Annotated in this window: 15 protein-coding genes and 1 pseudogene; 7 read left to right on the top strand and 9 right to left on the bottom strand. The window is 63.1% G+C overall.

The window, feature by feature from the left end; translation table 11 throughout:
• Positions 1 to 23 precede the first annotated feature (23 nt).
• Genes NCT05_RS35855 through NCT05_RS35835 form a run of 5 tightly spaced genes read left to right on the top strand, consistent with a single transcriptional unit; the run spans position 24 to position 6,098 of the window.
• Entirely contained in the window at positions 24 to 1,175 is a 1,152-nt protein-coding gene (locus NCT05_RS35855; RefSeq protein ID WP_250504628.1) for a porin, read from the top strand.
• 13 nt (positions 1,176 to 1,188) lie between these two features.
• A complete protein-coding gene (locus NCT05_RS35850; RefSeq protein WP_250504627.1) occupies positions 1,189 to 2,235 on the top strand; it encodes an amidohydrolase family protein in 1,047 nt (348 codons plus the stop codon).
• The gene (locus NCT05_RS35845) at positions 2,232 to 3,518 is read left to right on the top strand and encodes an MFS transporter (RefSeq protein ID WP_250504626.1); all 1,287 of its coding nucleotides are present in this window, start codon (positions 2,232 to 2,234) and stop codon (positions 3,516 to 3,518) included. Before NCT05_RS35850 ends, NCT05_RS35845 begins: the two co-directional genes overlap by 4 nt.
• Complete coding sequence (locus NCT05_RS35840; RefSeq protein WP_250504625.1) at positions 3,515 to 4,744, top strand: MFS transporter; 1,230 nt, start codon at positions 3,515 to 3,517, stop codon at positions 4,742 to 4,744. Before NCT05_RS35845 ends, NCT05_RS35840 begins: the two co-directional genes overlap by 4 nt.
• 28 nt (positions 4,745 to 4,772) lie before the next feature.
• Complete coding sequence (locus tag NCT05_RS35835; protein ID WP_250504624.1) at positions 4,773 to 6,098, top strand: MFS transporter; 1,326 nt, start codon at positions 4,773 to 4,775, stop codon at positions 6,096 to 6,098.
• Between the two features lie 313 nt (positions 6,099 to 6,411).
• Here the strand turns inward: NCT05_RS35835 and NCT05_RS35830 are convergent.
• Positions 6,412 to 6,696, bottom strand: a pseudogene (locus tag NCT05_RS35830) (TolC family protein); the annotation flags it as partial.
• Between the two features lie 364 nt (positions 6,697 to 7,060).
• Here NCT05_RS35830 and NCT05_RS35825 point away from each other — a divergent pair.
• Positions 7,061 to 8,170: a porin gene (locus tag NCT05_RS35825; protein ID WP_284507649.1), complete on the top strand. Its 1,110-nt coding sequence runs from the start codon at positions 7,061 to 7,063 to the stop codon at positions 8,168 to 8,170.
• 344 nt (positions 8,171 to 8,514) lie between these two features.
• Here the strand turns inward: NCT05_RS35825 and NCT05_RS35820 are convergent, their stop codons facing one another.
• The 7 genes from NCT05_RS35820 to NCT05_RS35790 form a co-directional block, all read right to left on the bottom strand.
• The gene (locus tag NCT05_RS35820; RefSeq protein WP_250504622.1) at positions 8,515 to 9,444 is read right to left on the bottom strand and encodes an electron transfer flavoprotein subunit alpha/FixB family protein; all 930 of its coding nucleotides are present in this window, start codon (positions 9,442 to 9,444) and stop codon (positions 8,515 to 8,517) included.
• Entirely contained in the window at positions 9,445 to 10,194 is a 750-nt protein-coding gene (locus tag NCT05_RS35815) for an electron transfer flavoprotein subunit beta/FixA family protein (RefSeq protein WP_250504621.1), read from the bottom strand. It abuts the gene before it with no gap.
• Positions 10,195 to 10,245: 51 nt separating this feature from the next.
• On the bottom strand, positions 10,246 to 11,433 hold the full coding sequence (locus tag NCT05_RS35810) for an NAD(P)/FAD-dependent oxidoreductase (protein WP_250504620.1): 1,188 nt from the start codon (positions 11,431 to 11,433) through the stop codon (positions 10,246 to 10,248).
• A 98-nt stretch (positions 11,434 to 11,531) separates the two neighbouring features.
• Entirely contained in the window at positions 11,532 to 12,317 is a 786-nt protein-coding gene (locus NCT05_RS35805; protein WP_250504619.1) for an ABC transporter ATP-binding protein, read from the bottom strand.
• Complete coding sequence (locus tag NCT05_RS35800) at positions 12,305 to 13,075, bottom strand: ABC transporter permease (RefSeq protein ID WP_250504618.1); 771 nt, start codon at positions 13,073 to 13,075, stop codon at positions 12,305 to 12,307. The genes NCT05_RS35805 and NCT05_RS35800 overlap by 13 nt, the downstream gene beginning before the upstream one ends.
• 10 nt (positions 13,076 to 13,085) lie before the next feature.
• Positions 13,086 to 14,108: an ABC transporter substrate-binding protein gene (locus NCT05_RS35795; protein ID WP_250504617.1), complete on the bottom strand. Its 1,023-nt coding sequence runs from the start codon at positions 14,106 to 14,108 to the stop codon at positions 13,086 to 13,088.
• A gap of 123 nt (positions 14,109 to 14,231) precedes the next feature.
• The gene (locus NCT05_RS35790; protein ID WP_250504616.1) at positions 14,232 to 15,239 is read right to left on the bottom strand and encodes a LysR family transcriptional regulator; all 1,008 of its coding nucleotides are present in this window, start codon (positions 15,237 to 15,239) and stop codon (positions 14,232 to 14,234) included.
• 149 nt (positions 15,240 to 15,388) lie between these two features.
• On the opposite strand from NCT05_RS35790, the gene NCT05_RS35785 reads away from it, so the two are divergent.
• The gene (locus tag NCT05_RS35785) at positions 15,389 to 16,369 is read left to right on the top strand and encodes a GlxA family transcriptional regulator (protein WP_250504615.1); all 981 of its coding nucleotides are present in this window, start codon (positions 15,389 to 15,391) and stop codon (positions 16,367 to 16,369) included.
• 5 nt (positions 16,370 to 16,374) lie between these two features.
• On the opposite strand, the gene NCT05_RS35780 is transcribed toward NCT05_RS35785, so the two are convergent.
• Positions 16,375 to 17,568, bottom strand: a complete 1,194-nt coding sequence (locus tag NCT05_RS35780; RefSeq protein WP_250504614.1) for an NAD(P)/FAD-dependent oxidoreductase — start codon at positions 17,566 to 17,568, stop codon at positions 16,375 to 16,377.
• Between the last annotated feature and the right edge of the window lie 8 nt (positions 17,569 to 17,576).

Below are 17,576 nucleotides of genomic sequence, written 5' to 3'. Positions count from 1 at the left end.
CATAACCACTATTCGGAGACGAAATGTCCGTGAAGAAGGCTGCCAAGAAAGCCAACCTTAGAACCAGTCTTGCGCTTGGGACGGTCGCAGTCGCAAGCATGACGTTCGCGTCCGGCGCTGCGCGTGCGCAAAGCAGCGTGACGCTGTACGGTATCGCCGATGTCGGCGTCGAGTATCTCAACAACACGAGCGCTGGCGGTTCTCAGGTGAGAGAAGTGTCCGGCAATCTGTCGGGTTCGCGCTGGGGGCTGAAGGGCGTCGAAGACATGGGCGGCGGGCTCAAGGCGATTTTCAACCTCGAAGCGGGCTTCAACATCAACGACGGGACGAGTTCGCAATCGACGCGCGGCCTCGGCCCGAATCCGACTACGACGTCGCGTCTGTTCGGTCGCCAGGCGTGGGTCGGTCTCAATTACAAGGGGCAGCAGCTGACCCTCGGCCGCCAGAACGCACTGATTTACGAACAGTCGGTGACGTTCGATCCGATGGGCGTCTCGTCGAGGTACTCGGCGCTGTCGCTCGACTACGCGCTTGCCGCTCGCATCGACAACTCTGCGAAATACACAGGCAAGTTCGGCCCCCTGACGGCTCAGGCGATGTACAGCACGCGCTACGACACGGGCTATGGCGCGGAAGTGCCGGGCGCGCTCATCACGGGCCGCTTCTTTAGCGGCGCGCTGACGTATTCCAGCGGCCCGATCGCGGCGACCGCAGTCTACGAACAGCGCAACAGCAACACGCAGACGACGAACACCAGCACCGAGCGCCGCGCGCTCGCCGCCGCTACGTACAACTTCGGTCCGGTGACGGCTTATGCCGGCTACCGCTATCTGCGGGCATCGAACGCATTTCTGCCGACGAATCCCATCGCCGTGGCCAACGGCTCCGAAGCGAATGCCGCGAACCTGTACTGGCTCGGCGCGCAGTATCTGATCACGCCGTCGTTCCAGTTGACTGCGGCCGGGTACTACCACGACGTTCATTCGACCGGCGCGGATCCGTGGCTCGCCGTCATCAACGCCGATTACTTCCTGTCGAAGCGCACCGACCTGTATGCGACCGTCGCTTACGCGCACAACAAGGACAACGCGGCGCTCGGTGTGAACGGCTACGGTACGGTGGCGCCGGGGCATAACCAGACCGGCGTGACCATCGGCTTGCGCCAGAAGTTCTGACGAGGAAACCGCCGTGCAGATCGTCCATGCGCCTCATTTGCCTGTCCGCGAAAAATGGCTCGCGCTCCATGAGGAGCCGATTCTGGAGCCGGATCTTTGCATCGTCGATGCACATCATCATCTGTGGGACCGGCAGAGCGGACGCTACCTGACGGAGGAGTTCGCGCGCGATGTCGGCAGCGGGCATCGCATCGTATCGAGCGTGTATGTGCAGTGCCGCTCGATGCTGCGCGAGCACGGTCCCGCCGCGATGAAGCCCGTCGGCGAAGCGGAGTTCGCCAATGGCATCGCCGCGATGTTCGCGAGCGGGGCGTATGGACCGACGCGAGCCTGCGATGCGATCGTAGGCGGCGCGGATCTCGCGCTCGGCGATGCAGTCGCGCCCGTGCTCGAAACGATGCGTGAGGTGACGGGCGGACGCTTGCGCGGCATCCGCAATCCGCTCGCGTGGCATTCGAGCCCGGACGTGAGTTCGAGCCCGGTGACGCCGCCGCGCGATCTCATGGCGAACGCAGGCTTCCGGCAAGGCGTGAAGACGTTGGCGCGTCATGGCCTGTCGCTGGACGCGTGGGTCTATCACACGCAGCTGTCCGAACTTTACGAGCTGGCTCGCGCGGTGCCGGATGTCACCGTGGTCATCGATCACTTCGGCGGGCCGCTAGGCGTCCGACCGTATGCGAACAGCCGTGAGGAAGTCGCAGCGGAATGGCGGCGGCAGCTCGCGCGACTCGCGAGCCTGCCCAACACGCGCATGAAGCTGGGCGGTGCAGGCTTGACCGTGTTCGGCTTCGATTTCGCGTGGCGCGAAACGCCGCCCACATCGGAGGAATTGGCCGCTGCATGGCGTCCTTACTTCGAAACGTGCGTTGAACTTTTCGGCGCGAAGCGCTGCATGTTCGAGAGCAACTTTCCCGTCGATAAAGGAATGTTCAGCTACGCCGTGCTATGGAACGCCTTCAAGCGGCTGGCGCAATCCGTGTCGGCGGATGAAAAAGCCGCGCTGTTCAGCGGCACGGCTGCGGCGACGTATCGCTTGCGGCTACAAGGAGACGAGTCATGAAAACGAGCGCTAGCGTTGCATCGGGCGACATCGGCAGTGAAATCGGCAGCGAAGCCGAAGGCAAGCGTTACAAGGACATCACGCGCACGGAGTGGCGCTCGCTGTCGCTCGCCGGTCTGGGCTGGACGTTCGAGAGCTATGACTCGTTCCTGCTCTCGCTTCTTTTGCCGACGCTTGCGCTGCAATTCGGTCTGACGAAAGCGCAGCTCGGGCTTTTCACGAGCATCACGGCGGCGGGGCAGATTCTCGGCGGCATCCTGTTCGGCTACGTGTCGGACCGGCTGGGGCGCGTTCGCACGGCGCTGCTTTGCATCGGCATCTATTCGCTGTTCTCGGGACTGCTCGCGTTCGCGCCGAACGAGCACTGGTTTGCGACGATCCGCTTCTTCGGCGCGCTCGGCATGGGCGGGACGTGGACGGCGGGCGCGGCGCTCATCGCGGAAACGTGGCACGCGAGCCGCCGCGGGAAGGGCGGCGCGCTGATGCAGATGGGCCTGCCCATCGGCGCGATTCTCGCGATCACGATCTCGGGGATCGTCAGCGGCGTCAACGACGGTCTCGCGGGCCACGGATGGCGCGTGCTGTTCCTGATCGGCGCGCTGCCTTTCTTCATCCTGTTCTTTGTCGCGCGCAAGACGCCCGAATCGCCCATCTGGCTCGAGCGCAAGAAGGCGAAAGCGCAAGCAAAGACCGTTTCCGTCGATGCGAAGCTGAACGTTCGCGGTCTTCTCACTGCGTTCACGTTCATCTTCGTTCTGCAATACCTCTATTGGGGCGTGTTCACATGGACGCCGACGTTCCTCATCACTGTGAAGCACCTCGATTTCGTGCATAGCCTCAAGTTCGTGCTCGCGCTGCAATTCGGCGCAATCTCGGGCTTTCTGCTGTTTTCCGCGTTCGTCGATCGCCTCGGCCGCCGACCGATGTTCATGGCGTATCTGCTCGTGGGCGCGGCGGCGGTGTTCGGCTACATCCTGTCGTCGAATGCGCTCGTGCTGATGGTCGCCATCTTCTTCACGGGTTTCAGCGTCAACGGAATCTTCGCGGGCGCGGGACCGTTTCTCGCCGAAATCATCGGCAATACGGCTTCGCGCGGCTTTCTCATGGGCCTCGCCTACAACGGCGGACGGCTCGGCGGATTCATCGCGCCGCTCGTCATCGGAACGCTGGCGTCGACTGCGAGCGGATTCGTGCTGGGCTTGTCGACGACCATCGTCGCGTTCATCGCAGCTGCGATCGTCGTCTACTTCGCGCCGGAGACGCGCGGCAAAACGCTCGCATGACGACGGCCGCCAATCAGCCGGGATGGATCGGCAGGCTCTTTCCCGCCCTCAACGAAGCGCCGCTGCGGCGCTATCTGAGCGGTCAGGTTGCGTCGGTGCTCGGAAGCTGGACGCAAAACGTCACGCTGAATCTGCTCGTGTATCACCTGTCGGGATCGGCGGCGATCCTCGCGCTGCTCAACTTTCTGTTGTATGGGCCGCAACTGGTGGTCGCGCCCGTCGCCGGATCGCGTATTCGCGCGGAGAACGCGCGCCGCGTGACGCTGTGCGTGCTGACGACATCGCTCGTATTGACGGGCAGTCTCATCACGCTGTCCGCATTGAACGTGCTGAACGTGCCGCTGATTCTCGCGCATGCGCTGGCGATAGGCATTTCGAGCGCGATTGAAGTGCCCGCGCGTCAGGTGCTGCTGTTGACGAGCCTGCGCGATACGAGCCTGACATCGAACGCGGTCGCGATGAATACGATGGTCTATAACGTCGGCCGCATGGTCGGCCCGACGATTGCGGGCTTCGTGTATCCGACGCTGGGTCCGAGGGCATCGTTCGCCATTTATGCGCTGGCGCTCTGCTTCATGGCGATATGCGTGCGATCGATCCGGCTGTCCACGAACGTACGCGCCGCGCGCCCCGACAGCAGCTTGCGCGACGCCGTCGGCTACGTGATGTCGGACGCCTTTTCCGCGCGCTATCTGCCGATTCTCGCGTGCATCGGCCTGTTCGCGGCGAGCTATCAGACGCTCGTGCCGCTTCTGGCGGATCGTGCGTTTCACGACGCCGCGCGCTTTACGGGCGTGTTCTTCGCCTGTGCGGGCGCGGGCTCGCTGAGTGCCGCGGTGCTGCTCTCGTCGGCGCTGGGGCCGCGCGCGTCGGCGCGGTTCATCGCGTGGGCGCCGTGGACCGCGATCGTCGCGCTGATGGTGCTCGCGACGACGAGCGCGGTAGGGGCGTCGATGCCCGCGTTCTACGCGCTCGGCTTCAGCCTCACGTTCGCGGCGACATCGACGAATGCAACGATCCAGCGCCGCTGCCCCGAGCACGTTCGCGGCGGACTCGTCGGCATGTACGGCATGGCCTACAACGGCACGATGCCGTTCGGCTATCTGCTCGTGGGCACCGTATCGGAGGCGCTCGGCGTGCGTCACACATTCGCGGCGATGGCCGTGGTGCTCGCATTGGGCATCCTGTCCATCGTTGCCTGGCAACGCTTCAGGGAACAGCGCTAAAAGGCGCACTATATATCGGGAGACGGAAATGCAAGCTAGTGGCGCGATGGCGAAATCCGAGCTTGAGCAGAAAACCATACGGAAGGTCGTATGGCGGCTCGTTCCATTTTTGATGATCTGCTATCTGTTCGCCTACATTGACCGAGGCAACGTCGGAATGGCATCGCTACAGATGAACCATGACCTGGCGATGTCAGCAAAAGTATTCGGATTCGGGAGCAGTCTGTTTTTCATCTCATACTTTTTCTGTGAAGTACCGAGTAATCTCGCGCTTCAGAAGTATGGCGCCCGGCTTTGGATCTCCCGCATCATGATTACATGGGGCATCATCTCTGCCGGCACCGCGCTGGTGCAAAACGCGACGATGTTCTATGTCCTGCGCTTCTTGCTCGGTGCTGCCGAGGCTGGTTTCTTTCCGGGGGTCCTACTGTACCTCTCGTACTGGATTCCGGCGTCGTACCGCGCTCGCATCGTTGCTATATTCATGGTGGCGATCCCGCTCGGTAACTTCGTCGGTTCACCACTGTCCGCACTGCTTCTGCAAATGGATGGAATCGCAGGGATGCGCGGATGGCACTGGCTTTTTATCCTTGAAGGCCTGCCAACTGTGCTTCTTGGTCTGATGTGCCTGTTCTTCTTGACGAACAAGCCAGAGCAAGCAAGATGGCTCAAGGAGGAAGAGCGCACCTGGCTCGCCAATGAACTTGCGACGGAGACGAAGGCGCCAAAAAAAGTCTTGGATATGCCGCTGACGAAGCTCTTCCGAAACCGCTACGTCCTTTGCCTTGCTCTTGTCGATACCTGTGCGTCGGCTGCGGGTAGCACCCTGAACGTGTGGCAGCCACAATTGCTCAAGTCGTACGGCCTGACCGTTATGCAGACAGGCCTCATTAACTCTGTACCCTACGCGTTGGCATGCGTGTTGATGGTCTATTGGGGCCGACGCTCTGACCGAGTAAAGGAACGTCGCTGGCACACAGTCATTCCGATGCTTCTTATCGGTATGGGCCTATTCGCCACGTCGCTTAGCGGCGCCTTGCTCCCGACGATATGTCTGCTCTGTGCCGTTTTGGTCGGTGCTTATGCGTTCAAAGGGCCTTTCTGGGCGCTCGCTGGCGACATGCTCTCCGGCAGCGCGGCGGCGGCGGGCCTCGCAACGATTAACGCCATCGCAAATCTGCTTGGTGGCGGCCTCATGGTGAACGTCTACGGCTGGGTTAAGGAGGCAACGGGCAGTTACTCCCTCGCGCTCATGCCGCTTGCCATCCTTACGCTCGTCAGTGTCGCAACGTTGCTGCTCTTGACGCGCAAAGGGCGATCCGGGCACATGGTCGGCAAGACCGAGGCAGCCTGAGCATGAAAAATCTCTCGCGGCGCGGCTTTCTGAAGCTCGCCTGCGCTTCGAGGCGAATGGATTTACCTCGGTATGTTGCTTCTCGGATTGATCGCGATCGCCTTCATTCCCTCAATATCAACGGTCTCTCTTAGAGGCGCCGTCGAAAGCCGAGGTCGCTTGGTTTGAGGCCGCTGGCGCGCATCAGTGCGTACGCGAATGCAGGCGTCGATCCGACGACCATTCCTCGATTCCACGTACAGCAGGAATTTGTAATTCCCATCTGTACGGAGGTTTGAATGTCAGGGAAGCTAGTGCCAAAGCGACAACGGTGTCATTGCGCTGCGGCCGCCGTGTCGCGCAGCGCCGTGCGATCCCAGCCGCCTCCGAGCGCCTTGAACAGTCGAACGCTAGCATTCAGTCGGCGCGCTTCGATCGTCTCGCCGTTGCGCTGGTTCTCGAGCGCAACGGTCTGCGCGCTGGCGACGTCCAGATAGTCAACCGCGCCAGCTTGGTATCGGTTCGTCGCGAGCCTAAGTGAAAGCTTGGCGGCGGCTGTCGCACGCTGCTGGCTCTGCGCCTCCCGCCCTAGTGTGTTAAGCGTGTCGAGGCTGTCCTCGATCACCGGCCTCCCCTTGAGCACGAAAGGGTGGATGGAACGCTCTTACCTTCGTAGCTGTGTCGACCATGAGGTCCGACGTGCGCGCTAAGGTCTTAGCGACGTTCGGGACTGAAAGCGAGCTTGCTTGGCGAAACAAGTAGCATCACCGATGTCGACCTCGACCGGCTGAAGTATGGCTGCTCGCGGCTGCCCGTTGGATCGCTAGCTGCGCGGGACTTAGCAAACGGACTTCGATTGTGATCATCTTCTAGTTCTTGACCGTTGCGGTTACCGGATCTGTGCCGAGTTCTCGCGATGGTGCTATGTTCGCGTGCATCAGTTCCGCGCATCCGAGCGGACCCCCAACGGAGTCGAACCGAACATGAAAGGTTGTACACGGAAAGCGGTGGCCGGTTTCACCTTTGTCGCGTCGGGCGCCATGGCGCAATCCAGCGTCACGATGTATGGACGCCTCGACGGGGGCATCGAATATCTGAATCACGTCGCGAACGGTTCCGGCGGCACATCCGCGCGATGGAGCGCCGAGGGCGGCGACTGGGGCACCAGCATGTGGGGCCTCAAAGGCAACGAAGATCTCGGCGGCGGCCTGACGTCGGTGTTCAATCTCGAAACTGCGATACAGATCATGAACGGCACCACGGGGGGCGGACGTCTCTGGTCGCGCCGCGCCTATGTCGGACTGAGCTCGAAGACATACGGGCAGTTGCAGGCGGGCCGCAATCTGTTCATTGACAGCGACGGCGTCTGGGAATTCGATCCCTTCGTGCAACAGGCGGTGTCATCGGCGTCACTCGTGCGCGGACGCAACTGGCAGCAGACGAGCAACAACGTCGAATATCACAGCCCCGTGTTTCATGGGTTCGACGTGCAAGGACAGTACTCGCTGGGCGGTCAGGCGGGCGCATTCAACTCCGGCGCGGCGGGCGAGTTCGGCCGCTCGGACGGCATCATGCTGACTTACCACTCGCCGCTTTTCGACGTGCGCGGCATCTATGACGAACTGCGCAGCCAGAATGGCCAGATGAACAACGTATTTCAGGCGTCGCGCGAACTCTTCGTGGGCGCGAACCTGAAGGTGGATCGATGGAAAGTGCAGGCCGCCTACACGCACTATTCCGCGCCCGACACGCCCGCGGGCCTCTCCAGCACCGCCGATCACTATTGGCTCGGCGCGACCTATCAGGCGACGCCCGCTTGGGCCGTCACGGCGGCGGGCTTCTATGTCCACGTGGGCGAGGGCGGCGGCGACGCATCGCATGACCCGGCGAGCCACGCGATGCTCTATGTGCTCGGCACGACCTATAACTTCACCAAGCGCACATTTCTGTACAGCACGGTCGCTTACGTGCGCAACAGCGCGAACGGTACGTTCTCCGTCTTCGCCACGCCGCGCGACGCCGATCCGGGCACGAGTCCGCTCGCGGGGCAATCCCAGACGGGCGCGTACATCGGCATGATGCATATTTTCTGACGCGCCGACGTTTCTTTTCGGCCGAAGTAGTCATGTGCCTTGCGCTTGGTGCACTACGCGAGCGTGACCGCGCAATCGAGGCGTGGCTGCGGGATGAGGTTTTGCCGGCGGCGAAAGCGTTGAGGGAAAATCTCGAGCGAGCGCTGTCTGCCGACGACGTCCGTGCAGAGCTCGCCAGAGCGCGCACAGGCCACGGATGACGCTGAGCATCCAGTTTGCTCCCGAGGCGTTGACACAACTCAAGAAGCTGGGACAACCGATTAGTGACGCCGGCGTCCCGGTTGCCGGAGCCAAGGAGCTGCAAGCTGGAACGGGCGACGGTCGATCGCACGGAACTCAGCCCATTACAACGCCTTCACGAACTGCGGCACCGCCTCGAACAGATCGCCCACGAGCCCGTAATCCGCGACGCTGAAGATCGGCGCTTCCGCGTCCTTGTTCACGGCGACGATGACCTTCGCGTCCTTCATGCCGGCCAGATGCTGGATCGCGCCCGATATGCCGACCGCGACATACAACTGCGGCGCGACGATCTTGCCCGTCTGTCCGACCTGCCAGTCGTTGGGTGCGAAACCCGCATCGACCGCCGCGCGCGACGCGCCAACCGCCGCGCCGAGTTTTTGCGCGAGCGGATCGAGCAGCGCGAAGTTCTCCGCGCTTCCCATACCGCGCCCGCCCGAGACGACGACGCGCGCCGACGTGAGCTCGGGCCGTTCGCTCAGCGCCACCTCGCGACGCACGAAACGCGCGCGCTGCGTCCCCGCGACGGCTTCTTTTGTGTCGACGGGAGTGCAAGCCTCGGACAACGGCGCGGCATCGAATGCGGTGGTACGGATCGTCAGCACCTTGATCGCGTCATCGCATTGCACGGTAGCGATGGCGTTGCCCGCGTAGATCGGCCGGTCGAAGGTATCGGCGTTGTGAATGGCGATGACATCGGAGATCTGCGAGGCATCGAGCTTCGCGGCGACGCGCGGCGCGACGTTCTTCCCCGACGCCGTCGCCGGAAACAGCACGTGCGTATAGGACGGCGCGAGCATCAGCACCTGTGCGGCGACATTCTCCGCGAGACCATCGGCGAGATGCGATGCATCGACGAGCACGACGCGATCCACGCCTTCGATACGGCTCGCGGAATCGGCCGCGCCGCGCGCATCATGACCCGCGACCAGCACGTGCACGGGCGCGTTCAACTGGCTGGCGGCGCCGATCGTATTGAGGGTAACCGCCTTGATGCGTGCGCCGTCGTGATCGGCAATGACGAGTGTGCTCATTCAGATGACCTTCGCTTCGTTCTTGAGTTTGTCGACGAGCGCGGCGACGTCGTTCACGCGCACGCCCGCGTTGCGCGCCGCCGGTTCGACGACCTTCAGCGTCTTCAGGCGCGGCGAAGGATCGACGCCGAGATCGGCGGGAATCAGCGTATCGATCGGCTTCTTCTTTGCCTTCATGATGTTGGGCAGCGTCACGTAGCGCGGCTCGTTCAGCCGCAAATCCGTCGTTACGATGGCAGGCAACACAAGCTCGATGACTTCGAGACCGCCATCCACTTCGCGCGTGACCGTGGCGGTGTCCGCGCCGATCTCGATGTGACTCGCGAAGGTCGCCTGCGGCCAGTCGAGCAATGCGGCGAGCAATTGGCCGGTCTGACCGGCGTCGTCGTCGATGGCCTGTTTGCCGAGAATCACGAGTCGCGGTTGTTCGCGCTCGACAGCGGCCTTCAGCAACTTCGCGACGGCCAGCGGCTGCAACTCCGCGTCCGTCTGAATGAGCACGCCGCGATCCGCGCCGATGGCAAGCGCGGTGCGCAGCGTCTCGGTGGTTTGCGCCGGACCGCACGTCACCGCGATCACTTCGCTTGCGTGTCCGCCTTCCTTCAGGCGCGTGGCCGCTTCGACGGCGATCTCGTCGAACGGATTCATCGACATCTTCACGTTGCTCATTTCCACGCCGCTTCGATCCGCCTTGACGCGGACCTTCACGTTGTAATCGACGACGCGTTTCACTGCTGCCATGACCTTCATGGTTGCATTCCCTGGTTCCAATCCAATGAGAAGAGCGCGACGCCGCGCGGCTCAAGACACCGCGCCGAGCCCGTATTTGCCGGTCAACAACGCGCCGGTCGCAAAGCGTTCGACGGAATACGGCGCGAGCGACACATCCGTCGGCAAGCCGAGCGCGGCCTGCGCAAGCACCTTGCCGACGGTCGGCGACAGCTTGAAGCCGTGCCCCGAAAAGCCATAACCGACGACGAGACCTTCGATGCCCGGCAACGCGCCGAGCACGGGGTTCCAGTCGGGCGTGACGTCGTACACGCCCGTCCACGACGACGCGATGCCCGCCGCCTCGTATGCCGGAAAGCGTTCGGCGACCTGCGCGCCGACTTCGACTACATAGTCCATCGAGATATCGCCTTGTTCGATCTCCGCTGTGTCGAGCTTCTCGCCGGCGGTGCCTTCGCTAACGAGCATCTGATTGCCGCCGTAGCTGCGGCAATACAACATGCCCGGCGATGCGAGGTCTTTGAACACCGGCATTGTGTACGTATAGGCCGCGCCTTCGCATTCGAGCGCGAGCACCGCGTGACGCTCGGGCGATACCGGCAGCGTCGCGCCGGTCCAACGCGCGAGCTCGGGCGTCCAGATGTTCTGCGTGCTGACGACCATCGATGCCGCGAAATCGCCCGCCCTCGTCGATACCCCGCGCACCCGGCCGTGCTCGATCAACAAGCGATTCACCGTGACGTTCTCGCGGATTGTCACGCCGCCGCGCCGCGCGGCGCGCGCGAAACTCGTCGCCGTGAGATAGGCGTCGGCGAAACCGGCTTCGGGCTCGAAGCCGATCAGTGCGGCATCGTCGAAACGTGCGATCGGCATGAGTTCGCGCGCCTGTTGCGCGCTCAGCAATTCGAGCGGAATGCCCTGGCTCTTTTGCTGTTCAAGCGATGCGCGCAACGGCTCGACCTTGTCGCCATCGGCCGCGACGATCATATAGCCGCTCTTGACGATGCCGCACGATGCTTCGTCATCGCCGAGATAGGCCGCGAAGTCGTTGAACACGGCCCACGACTTGCGCGCGAGCTCGACGTTCTCCTTCACCGAATAATGCGTGCGCAGAATGCCCGACGATTGCGACGTCGTGCCCGCGCCGATCGTCGCTCGATCCAGCACGAGCACGCTTTTCGCGCCCAGCTTCTGAAGATGAAACGCGACGGAACTGCCGACCACGCCGGCCCCGATCACCACCACGTCATAGGTATTCACTGTTGCGCGTCCTTCCTCATGCGGATGATGTGCAGTGTGCCGCTTCGCTGATGCAACGCCGCATCCATAAGCGAAAACGATGTTAAGCAGAAGCGATATCAGACAGCGCCTTCGAGTCCCTTCATGACTTCGGCCTGCACCGTTTCCCAGATCGATTTCTTCATCTCCAGATACGCGGGCGAGAGCTGCACTTCGGCGCTGCGCGGCAGCGGCAGATCGTTGCGGATATCCTGCACGATGCGCCCCGGCTTCGCGCCCATCACGATCATGCGAGTGGAAAGCATCAGCGCTTCGTCGATGGAATGCGTGATGAAGACGATGGTCTTGCCGCTCTTTTCATAGAGCGACAGCAGTTGTTCCTGCAGCACTTGCCGCGTCATCGCGTCAAGCGCGGCGAAGGGTTCGTCGAGCAGCATGACGTCCGGATCGTTGGCGAGCACGCGCGCGATCGATACGCGCTGCTTCATACCGCCCGACAACTTGCCGGGATAGCTGTCCTCGAAGCCCTTCAGTCCGACGGCTTCAATATGACGCCGCGCCGCCTCGCGCCTTTCCGCCTTGCCGACGCCGCGCATCTTCAGCCCGAACGCGACGTTCTCGCTCACCGTCTTCCATGGAAAGAGCGCGTACTGCTGAAATACCATGCCGCATGCGGGTTCGACATCCTTCACGGTCTTGCCGTTGACGAGCACGCGGCCCTGCGTCGGATGCTCGAAGCCGGAGATCATGTTGAGCATCGTCGATTTGCCGCAGCCCGACGCGCCGAGCAGCACGACGAACTCGCCCTTCGCGATATCGAGATCGACTTCCTTCAACACCTGCAACGCGCCATAACTCTTCGCGACGCCTTCGAGCCGGATCATCGGGTGATTCATCGTTGCCATGACAGCACTCCGCGTTCGATGAGCCGGAACACGGCATCCGTCACAAGCACCGTGATGCTGATGAGCACCATGCCGAGCACGACGGTATCGGTCTGGAAGAACTCGCGTCCGTTCATGATCATGAAGCCGAGACCTTGTTGCGCCGCGACGAGTTCGGCCGAGATCACGCAAGTCCACGCGAGTCCGAGAATCACCTTCATGCCCGACAGAATCTGCGGAATGCAGCCGGGCAGAATGACTTCGAACATGACCTGCCAGCGGTTCGCGCCGAGATTGCGCGCCGCGCGAATGAAGATCGGATCGATGCTGCGCGTCGCGTCGATCACATACAGCAGTGCGGGCGCGAACGAGCCCATGAACACGATGCTGTACTTCTGCGTTTCGGTAATGCCGAACCAAAGGAGCGAAAGCGGAATCCAGCTCATTGACGGCAGCGGTCGCAGGAACGACAGCAGGGGATCGAACACCGCGCGCGCCACGCGCGACGTGCCGAGCATGATGCCGAGCGGTATCGATACGACGGCCGCCGTGAGAAAGCCAACCATCACGCGGCGCGTGGACGCGATCACGTTGTCGACGAGCGAATGCTGATTCCACATGCGGATGCCGCGTGCCAGCACTTGCGATGGCGCGGGCAGAAAGACCGCATCGACGAGACCCGCGCGGCACACGAGTTCCCACAGCAGCAAAAATCCGATCAGCGAACACGCGCTGACGACGAGCAGGCCACCGCCCGCCCATTTGCGATTCGATGCCATCCGTGGAGGCTCACAGATAAGTTGCGTTGATCCAGTCCACCACCTTCGGCGACTGATCGATCTGCTTGAGATCGACGAGCATGTCGGCGAGCTTCTGCACGCCATCGACGAACGGTCCCGGCTTGCCGCCACTGCTCACGAAAATCGCTTTCTGCTGCGCGTGCGAATACCACTGCGTCTGCTTGAGGATCGCCAGTTGCTCGTCTTCGGACAGATTCGTGAGCGTCATCAGAATGGGCGCCGCCTTTTCGGGACTTTGCGTCATCATGTCGCTGGCCTGCGCGATGCCTTGCAGAAAGGCCTTCGGCACCTCAGGATGCGCGCTCGCGAACGCCGTGCGCACCAGCAGCACGTCCGGTCCCGGCGTCAATTGATACTGCTTGTAGAGCGAGAACGACGAATCGTCGAGCAGGAGCTTGGTGTCGGGCAGCGCCTTGATGCGGTCGAAGGTCGGCGTCCATGCGGCGGCGGCATCGATCTGATTGCCGCGATAAGCGGTGAGCAGTTCGTTCGCGGGCAGATTGATGATGCTCACGTCCCTGGCCGAGTCCATGTTGGCCTGACGCAGCACGTCGAGCAGCAGCACATGTGAACTCGAAGCATACGTGACGCCGATCTTCTTGCCCTTGAGATCCGCGAGCGACTTCACGTTGCTGCGCACGAGCAGCCCTTCGGACTTGCCGAAGTTATTGGGCGTGGAGATGAGTTGAAACTGCTTCGCGCCGTTGGCCATCAGCGCGAGCGCCGAGACGACGCCCGTGCCCGCGATATCGATATTGCCCGCCATCACCGCGCCCATGCGCGCCGAGGACGTCGAGAACGATTGCCAGCGGCAGTCAATGCCGAGCTTCGTGAAGATATCGGTCTTCATCGCGACATACGCCGCGTAGTGGCCGAGCCACGCCGAGCCGCCGTAGTTCACCGTCGTTGCCGCGCGCGCGAGCGGCGCGAATCCCGCGCTGAGACCCGCCGTGGCCGCAGCCGCGCCGATCCAGGATGCCTGCTTCAGAAATGTACGGCGATTGCTTGTCATCGTTATGCCCTGTCTGAATGAGAGGTGGGTCCGGCGGTCTGTTTGCGATGGTAGTAGCGAACCTCGCCCGGTCATTAAGCTATCTGACCGAATCAGAAACTCTTATGTTTTGAAGCAGTTCCGCTAATTCCATGCTGCGCCTTGCGCATCGTAGTCATGCGCGTAGACGTCGAAGAGTTCGGCGGGCATGCCGGGCAGGGCGGCAAGCAATCCCGGCGCGATCACGTCGCGCGCGACCGCGATGGACTCGCGCGACACGGCATCGGCCATCGCGGACCATTCGGAGCGGCGCGTTAGAATGTAGAAGTGTCGATGTCCGATGCGCGTGGCGGGCAGCGGAACGACCGTCACGTCCGGCAGATGCGCGCGCGATTGCCACAGACACAGCGGCGATGTGATCGCGCAGCCGAAACCGGACGCAACGAGGCTGAGCAGCGGATCGGTGTCGTCGAACTCGTAGCGGTTGGGTGCATGGAAGTTCATGTGCTTGACGAGCCGCTCGACCTGTTGGCCGATCAGCGAGCGTCCCGTGTAACGCAACAGCGGCAGTTCGCGCACGACGTCGTGGAAGTCGCACGGCTTGCGGCCCGCGCCGAACGTTTTCGGCGCAACGGCGACGAATGTCTCCGAGAACAGCGGACGCAATTCGACGCGGCGCGGATCGAGCGTCGCTTCGGTGCAGATGGCGAGATCGAGTTCGCGATTGGCGAGTTGTTCGCTGAGCGTCGGCGTGAGGCCGGACCACATCGAAAGGGTCTTCATGCGATCGGACAGGCGCTGCACGAGATGCGGCCCGACGCTCGCCGCGAACGAATCCACGCAGCCGATGCGCAGGCTCGGCACGCCTTCGCTCGTCGCGTTGCGCACGTTATGCGAAACCGCCTGCGCATGTTCGAGCAGCCCACCCGCCTGTTCGAGCAGAATGCGGCCCGCCGCGTTGGGCCGCACCGGCCTGAACTCGCGATCGAACAGCGCCACGCCCTGTTCGCGTTCCAGTGCGGCGATGAGCTGGCTCACCGCGCTTTGCGTGACGCCCAGCACGCGCGCGGCCTCGGTCATCGAACGCGTTTCGCAGACCGCGACGAACGCCTGCAATGCACGCAGGTCTACCCCGACGAAAGTGTTTCGCATGGTTTCCTCCCGCGTCCATTCTGCCGTAAAGGCCTCGCCGCGCTCTGTTCGCACGGGTATTTTCGCGGCGATAATGACGGGCACACGCATTGAAAAAGGCGCCTTCGCTTACGCGGAGGTTTTTATCCGTCCATCTCACGCGCCGCGCTTTGATCTCTCACTCTCGTTCGTCCGATGCCGGGCCGCGCCGGTTCGTGTTTCTGCTCGCGGACGGCTTGTCGATGATGAGCCTGTCGTCCGCCATCGAGCCGCTGCGCTCGGCCAATCGCCTCGCGGGCGACACGCTTTACGACTGGGCGCTCGCGAGTCTCGACGGCGAGCCGGTGCACTCGTCGAGCGGCATTGCGCTCGCGGCGCACCCGTTCGACGACGTGTACAAGTACGCCGATTACGTGTTCGTCTGCGGCGGCTTGCGTCTCGCGCCCGCTCTCGAACCGGCCTTCGTCGCGGCGTTGAAGCGCGCGGCGCGCACGCAGGCGGTCATCGGTTCGCTTTCGACGGCGACCTATCTGCTCGCGCTCGCGGGCTTGCTCGACGGCTACCATTGCACGATCCACTGGGAAAATCTCCCCGCGTTCACGGAGGCGTTTCCCGATCTGTTATGCAGCAGCAAGCTGTTCGAGATCGATCGCGACCGCATGACGTGCTCGGGCGGCATCGCCGCGATGGACATGATGCTGCATCTCATCAAGACGCAGCAGGGCAGCGATCTCGCGGTGCGGGTCGCCAATCAGTTTCACCACGAACGCATGCGCGACACCGCCGACGATCAGCGCGGCTGGCGCGACCGGAATCACGCGAGCTTGCCGCGCGGCATCCGCCGGGCCATTGAAATGATGCGCGCGCATGTCGAGACGCCGTTGCAGATCAACGATATCGGCTCGGCCATCGGGATGACGTCGAGGCAAATGGAGCGTCTGTTCCTGCGGCATCTGAACGCGACGCCCGCGCGCTATTACGTGCAGTTGCGACTGGAGCGCGCGCACGACATGTTGACCTATTCGAGCGTGCCCGTCGCCGATGTCGCCGTGGCGACGGGATTCGCGTCGCCTTCGCATCTGGCGCGCTGGGTGCGTCGCGCGTACGGCATCAGTCCGACGGAGTTGCGCGCGGCGCAGCCGAGATCATGACGCGCTTATGCGGTTTCGAGCACCGGCGCCGGGGCTCGCAGCGGCAGCGGCAGCCAGCCTTGCAGTTCGCGCCAGTCCGGTTCGAGAAGCGCAAAGCGCGCGAGCGACAGGGACGACAGATCCGCGAATCCGCATCGCCCGTCGACGACCAGATCGCGGACCGCGCGGCCGCTCGCCGGCGACAGGCCGAAGCCCACGCTCGATAAGGTCGCGACCGTCACGTTCTCTTGCGCAGCCGGACGGTCGATGACGGGCCGTCCATCCGGCGTGTTCTCGATATAGCCCGCCCAGCTGCGGATGACCTTCGCGTGCGCGGCCTTCGGCAGCAGCGCCGCGAGCCGTGCGGCGATGCTGCATTGAAGCGGCGTTGAAGGTGCACGCACGTTGCGCACGTCATCGAGCCGGATCCATTCGTGCGGACCGCCGCCGAACGCGAGATTGCCGCGCAGCGTCTGCCGTCCGTAGAGGCCGTTGCCGTCGACGCCGCCGAGCGGCATCAGCGGAAGCGGCTCGGTGACGATCATCTCCGCGCGCGCCGCCGCGAGCGGCACGTCGATGCCGAGTCGCGCCGCAAGCACGCCCGTATGCGGGCCGGCCGCGATCACGAGATGATCGCAGGCGAATTCTCCGTTCGGCGTCTGCACGGCGCTCACGCGCCCGCCTTGCGTGACGAAGCCTGTCACCGGCGTATGTTGCAGGATGCGCGCACCGTGATCTTCCATCGACCACGCATAAGCCTGCAACGTGCGATGCGGATTTGCATGTCCGCCGAAGTGATAGAAATAACCGGCATACACGTTGTCGCCCGCGAGCGGCACGAGTTCGCGCACCTGCCTTGCATCCAGCACGTCGGAGCGCAGGCCGTGATGCTCGCCGTTTTCCAGCGCCCGGCGATACAGCGTGAACTGATGCTCGTCGAGCGCAATGCGGATGCGCTCGCTGCGAAACTCCGTGGGATAGCCGAGCAGGTCGTCCATCATCGGCCAGAGTCGTTGCTCTTCCATGAAGAGCGGGCTGTGATGATGCGAGCAGCCGCCGCCGTTACGTCCCGACGCGCCCCAGCCGATCATGCCCGCTTCGAGCACGAGCACGTCGATGCCCTCGCGCGCGAGCCACCATCCCGCGGAGAGCCCCGTCACGCCGCCGCCGACGATGACCACCGATGCGCCCTTGAGTTTGTCTGCTGCCGATGTGTTCATGCTTGCGC

It is taken from the genome of Caballeronia sp. AZ7_KS35 (assembly GCF_023631045.1).
Taxonomy (GTDB): domain Bacteria; phylum Pseudomonadota; class Gammaproteobacteria; order Burkholderiales; family Burkholderiaceae; genus Caballeronia; species Caballeronia zhejiangensis.
Note: the sequence above shows the minus strand (reverse complement) of the source record. Positions and strands in the feature narration are given on the sequence as shown.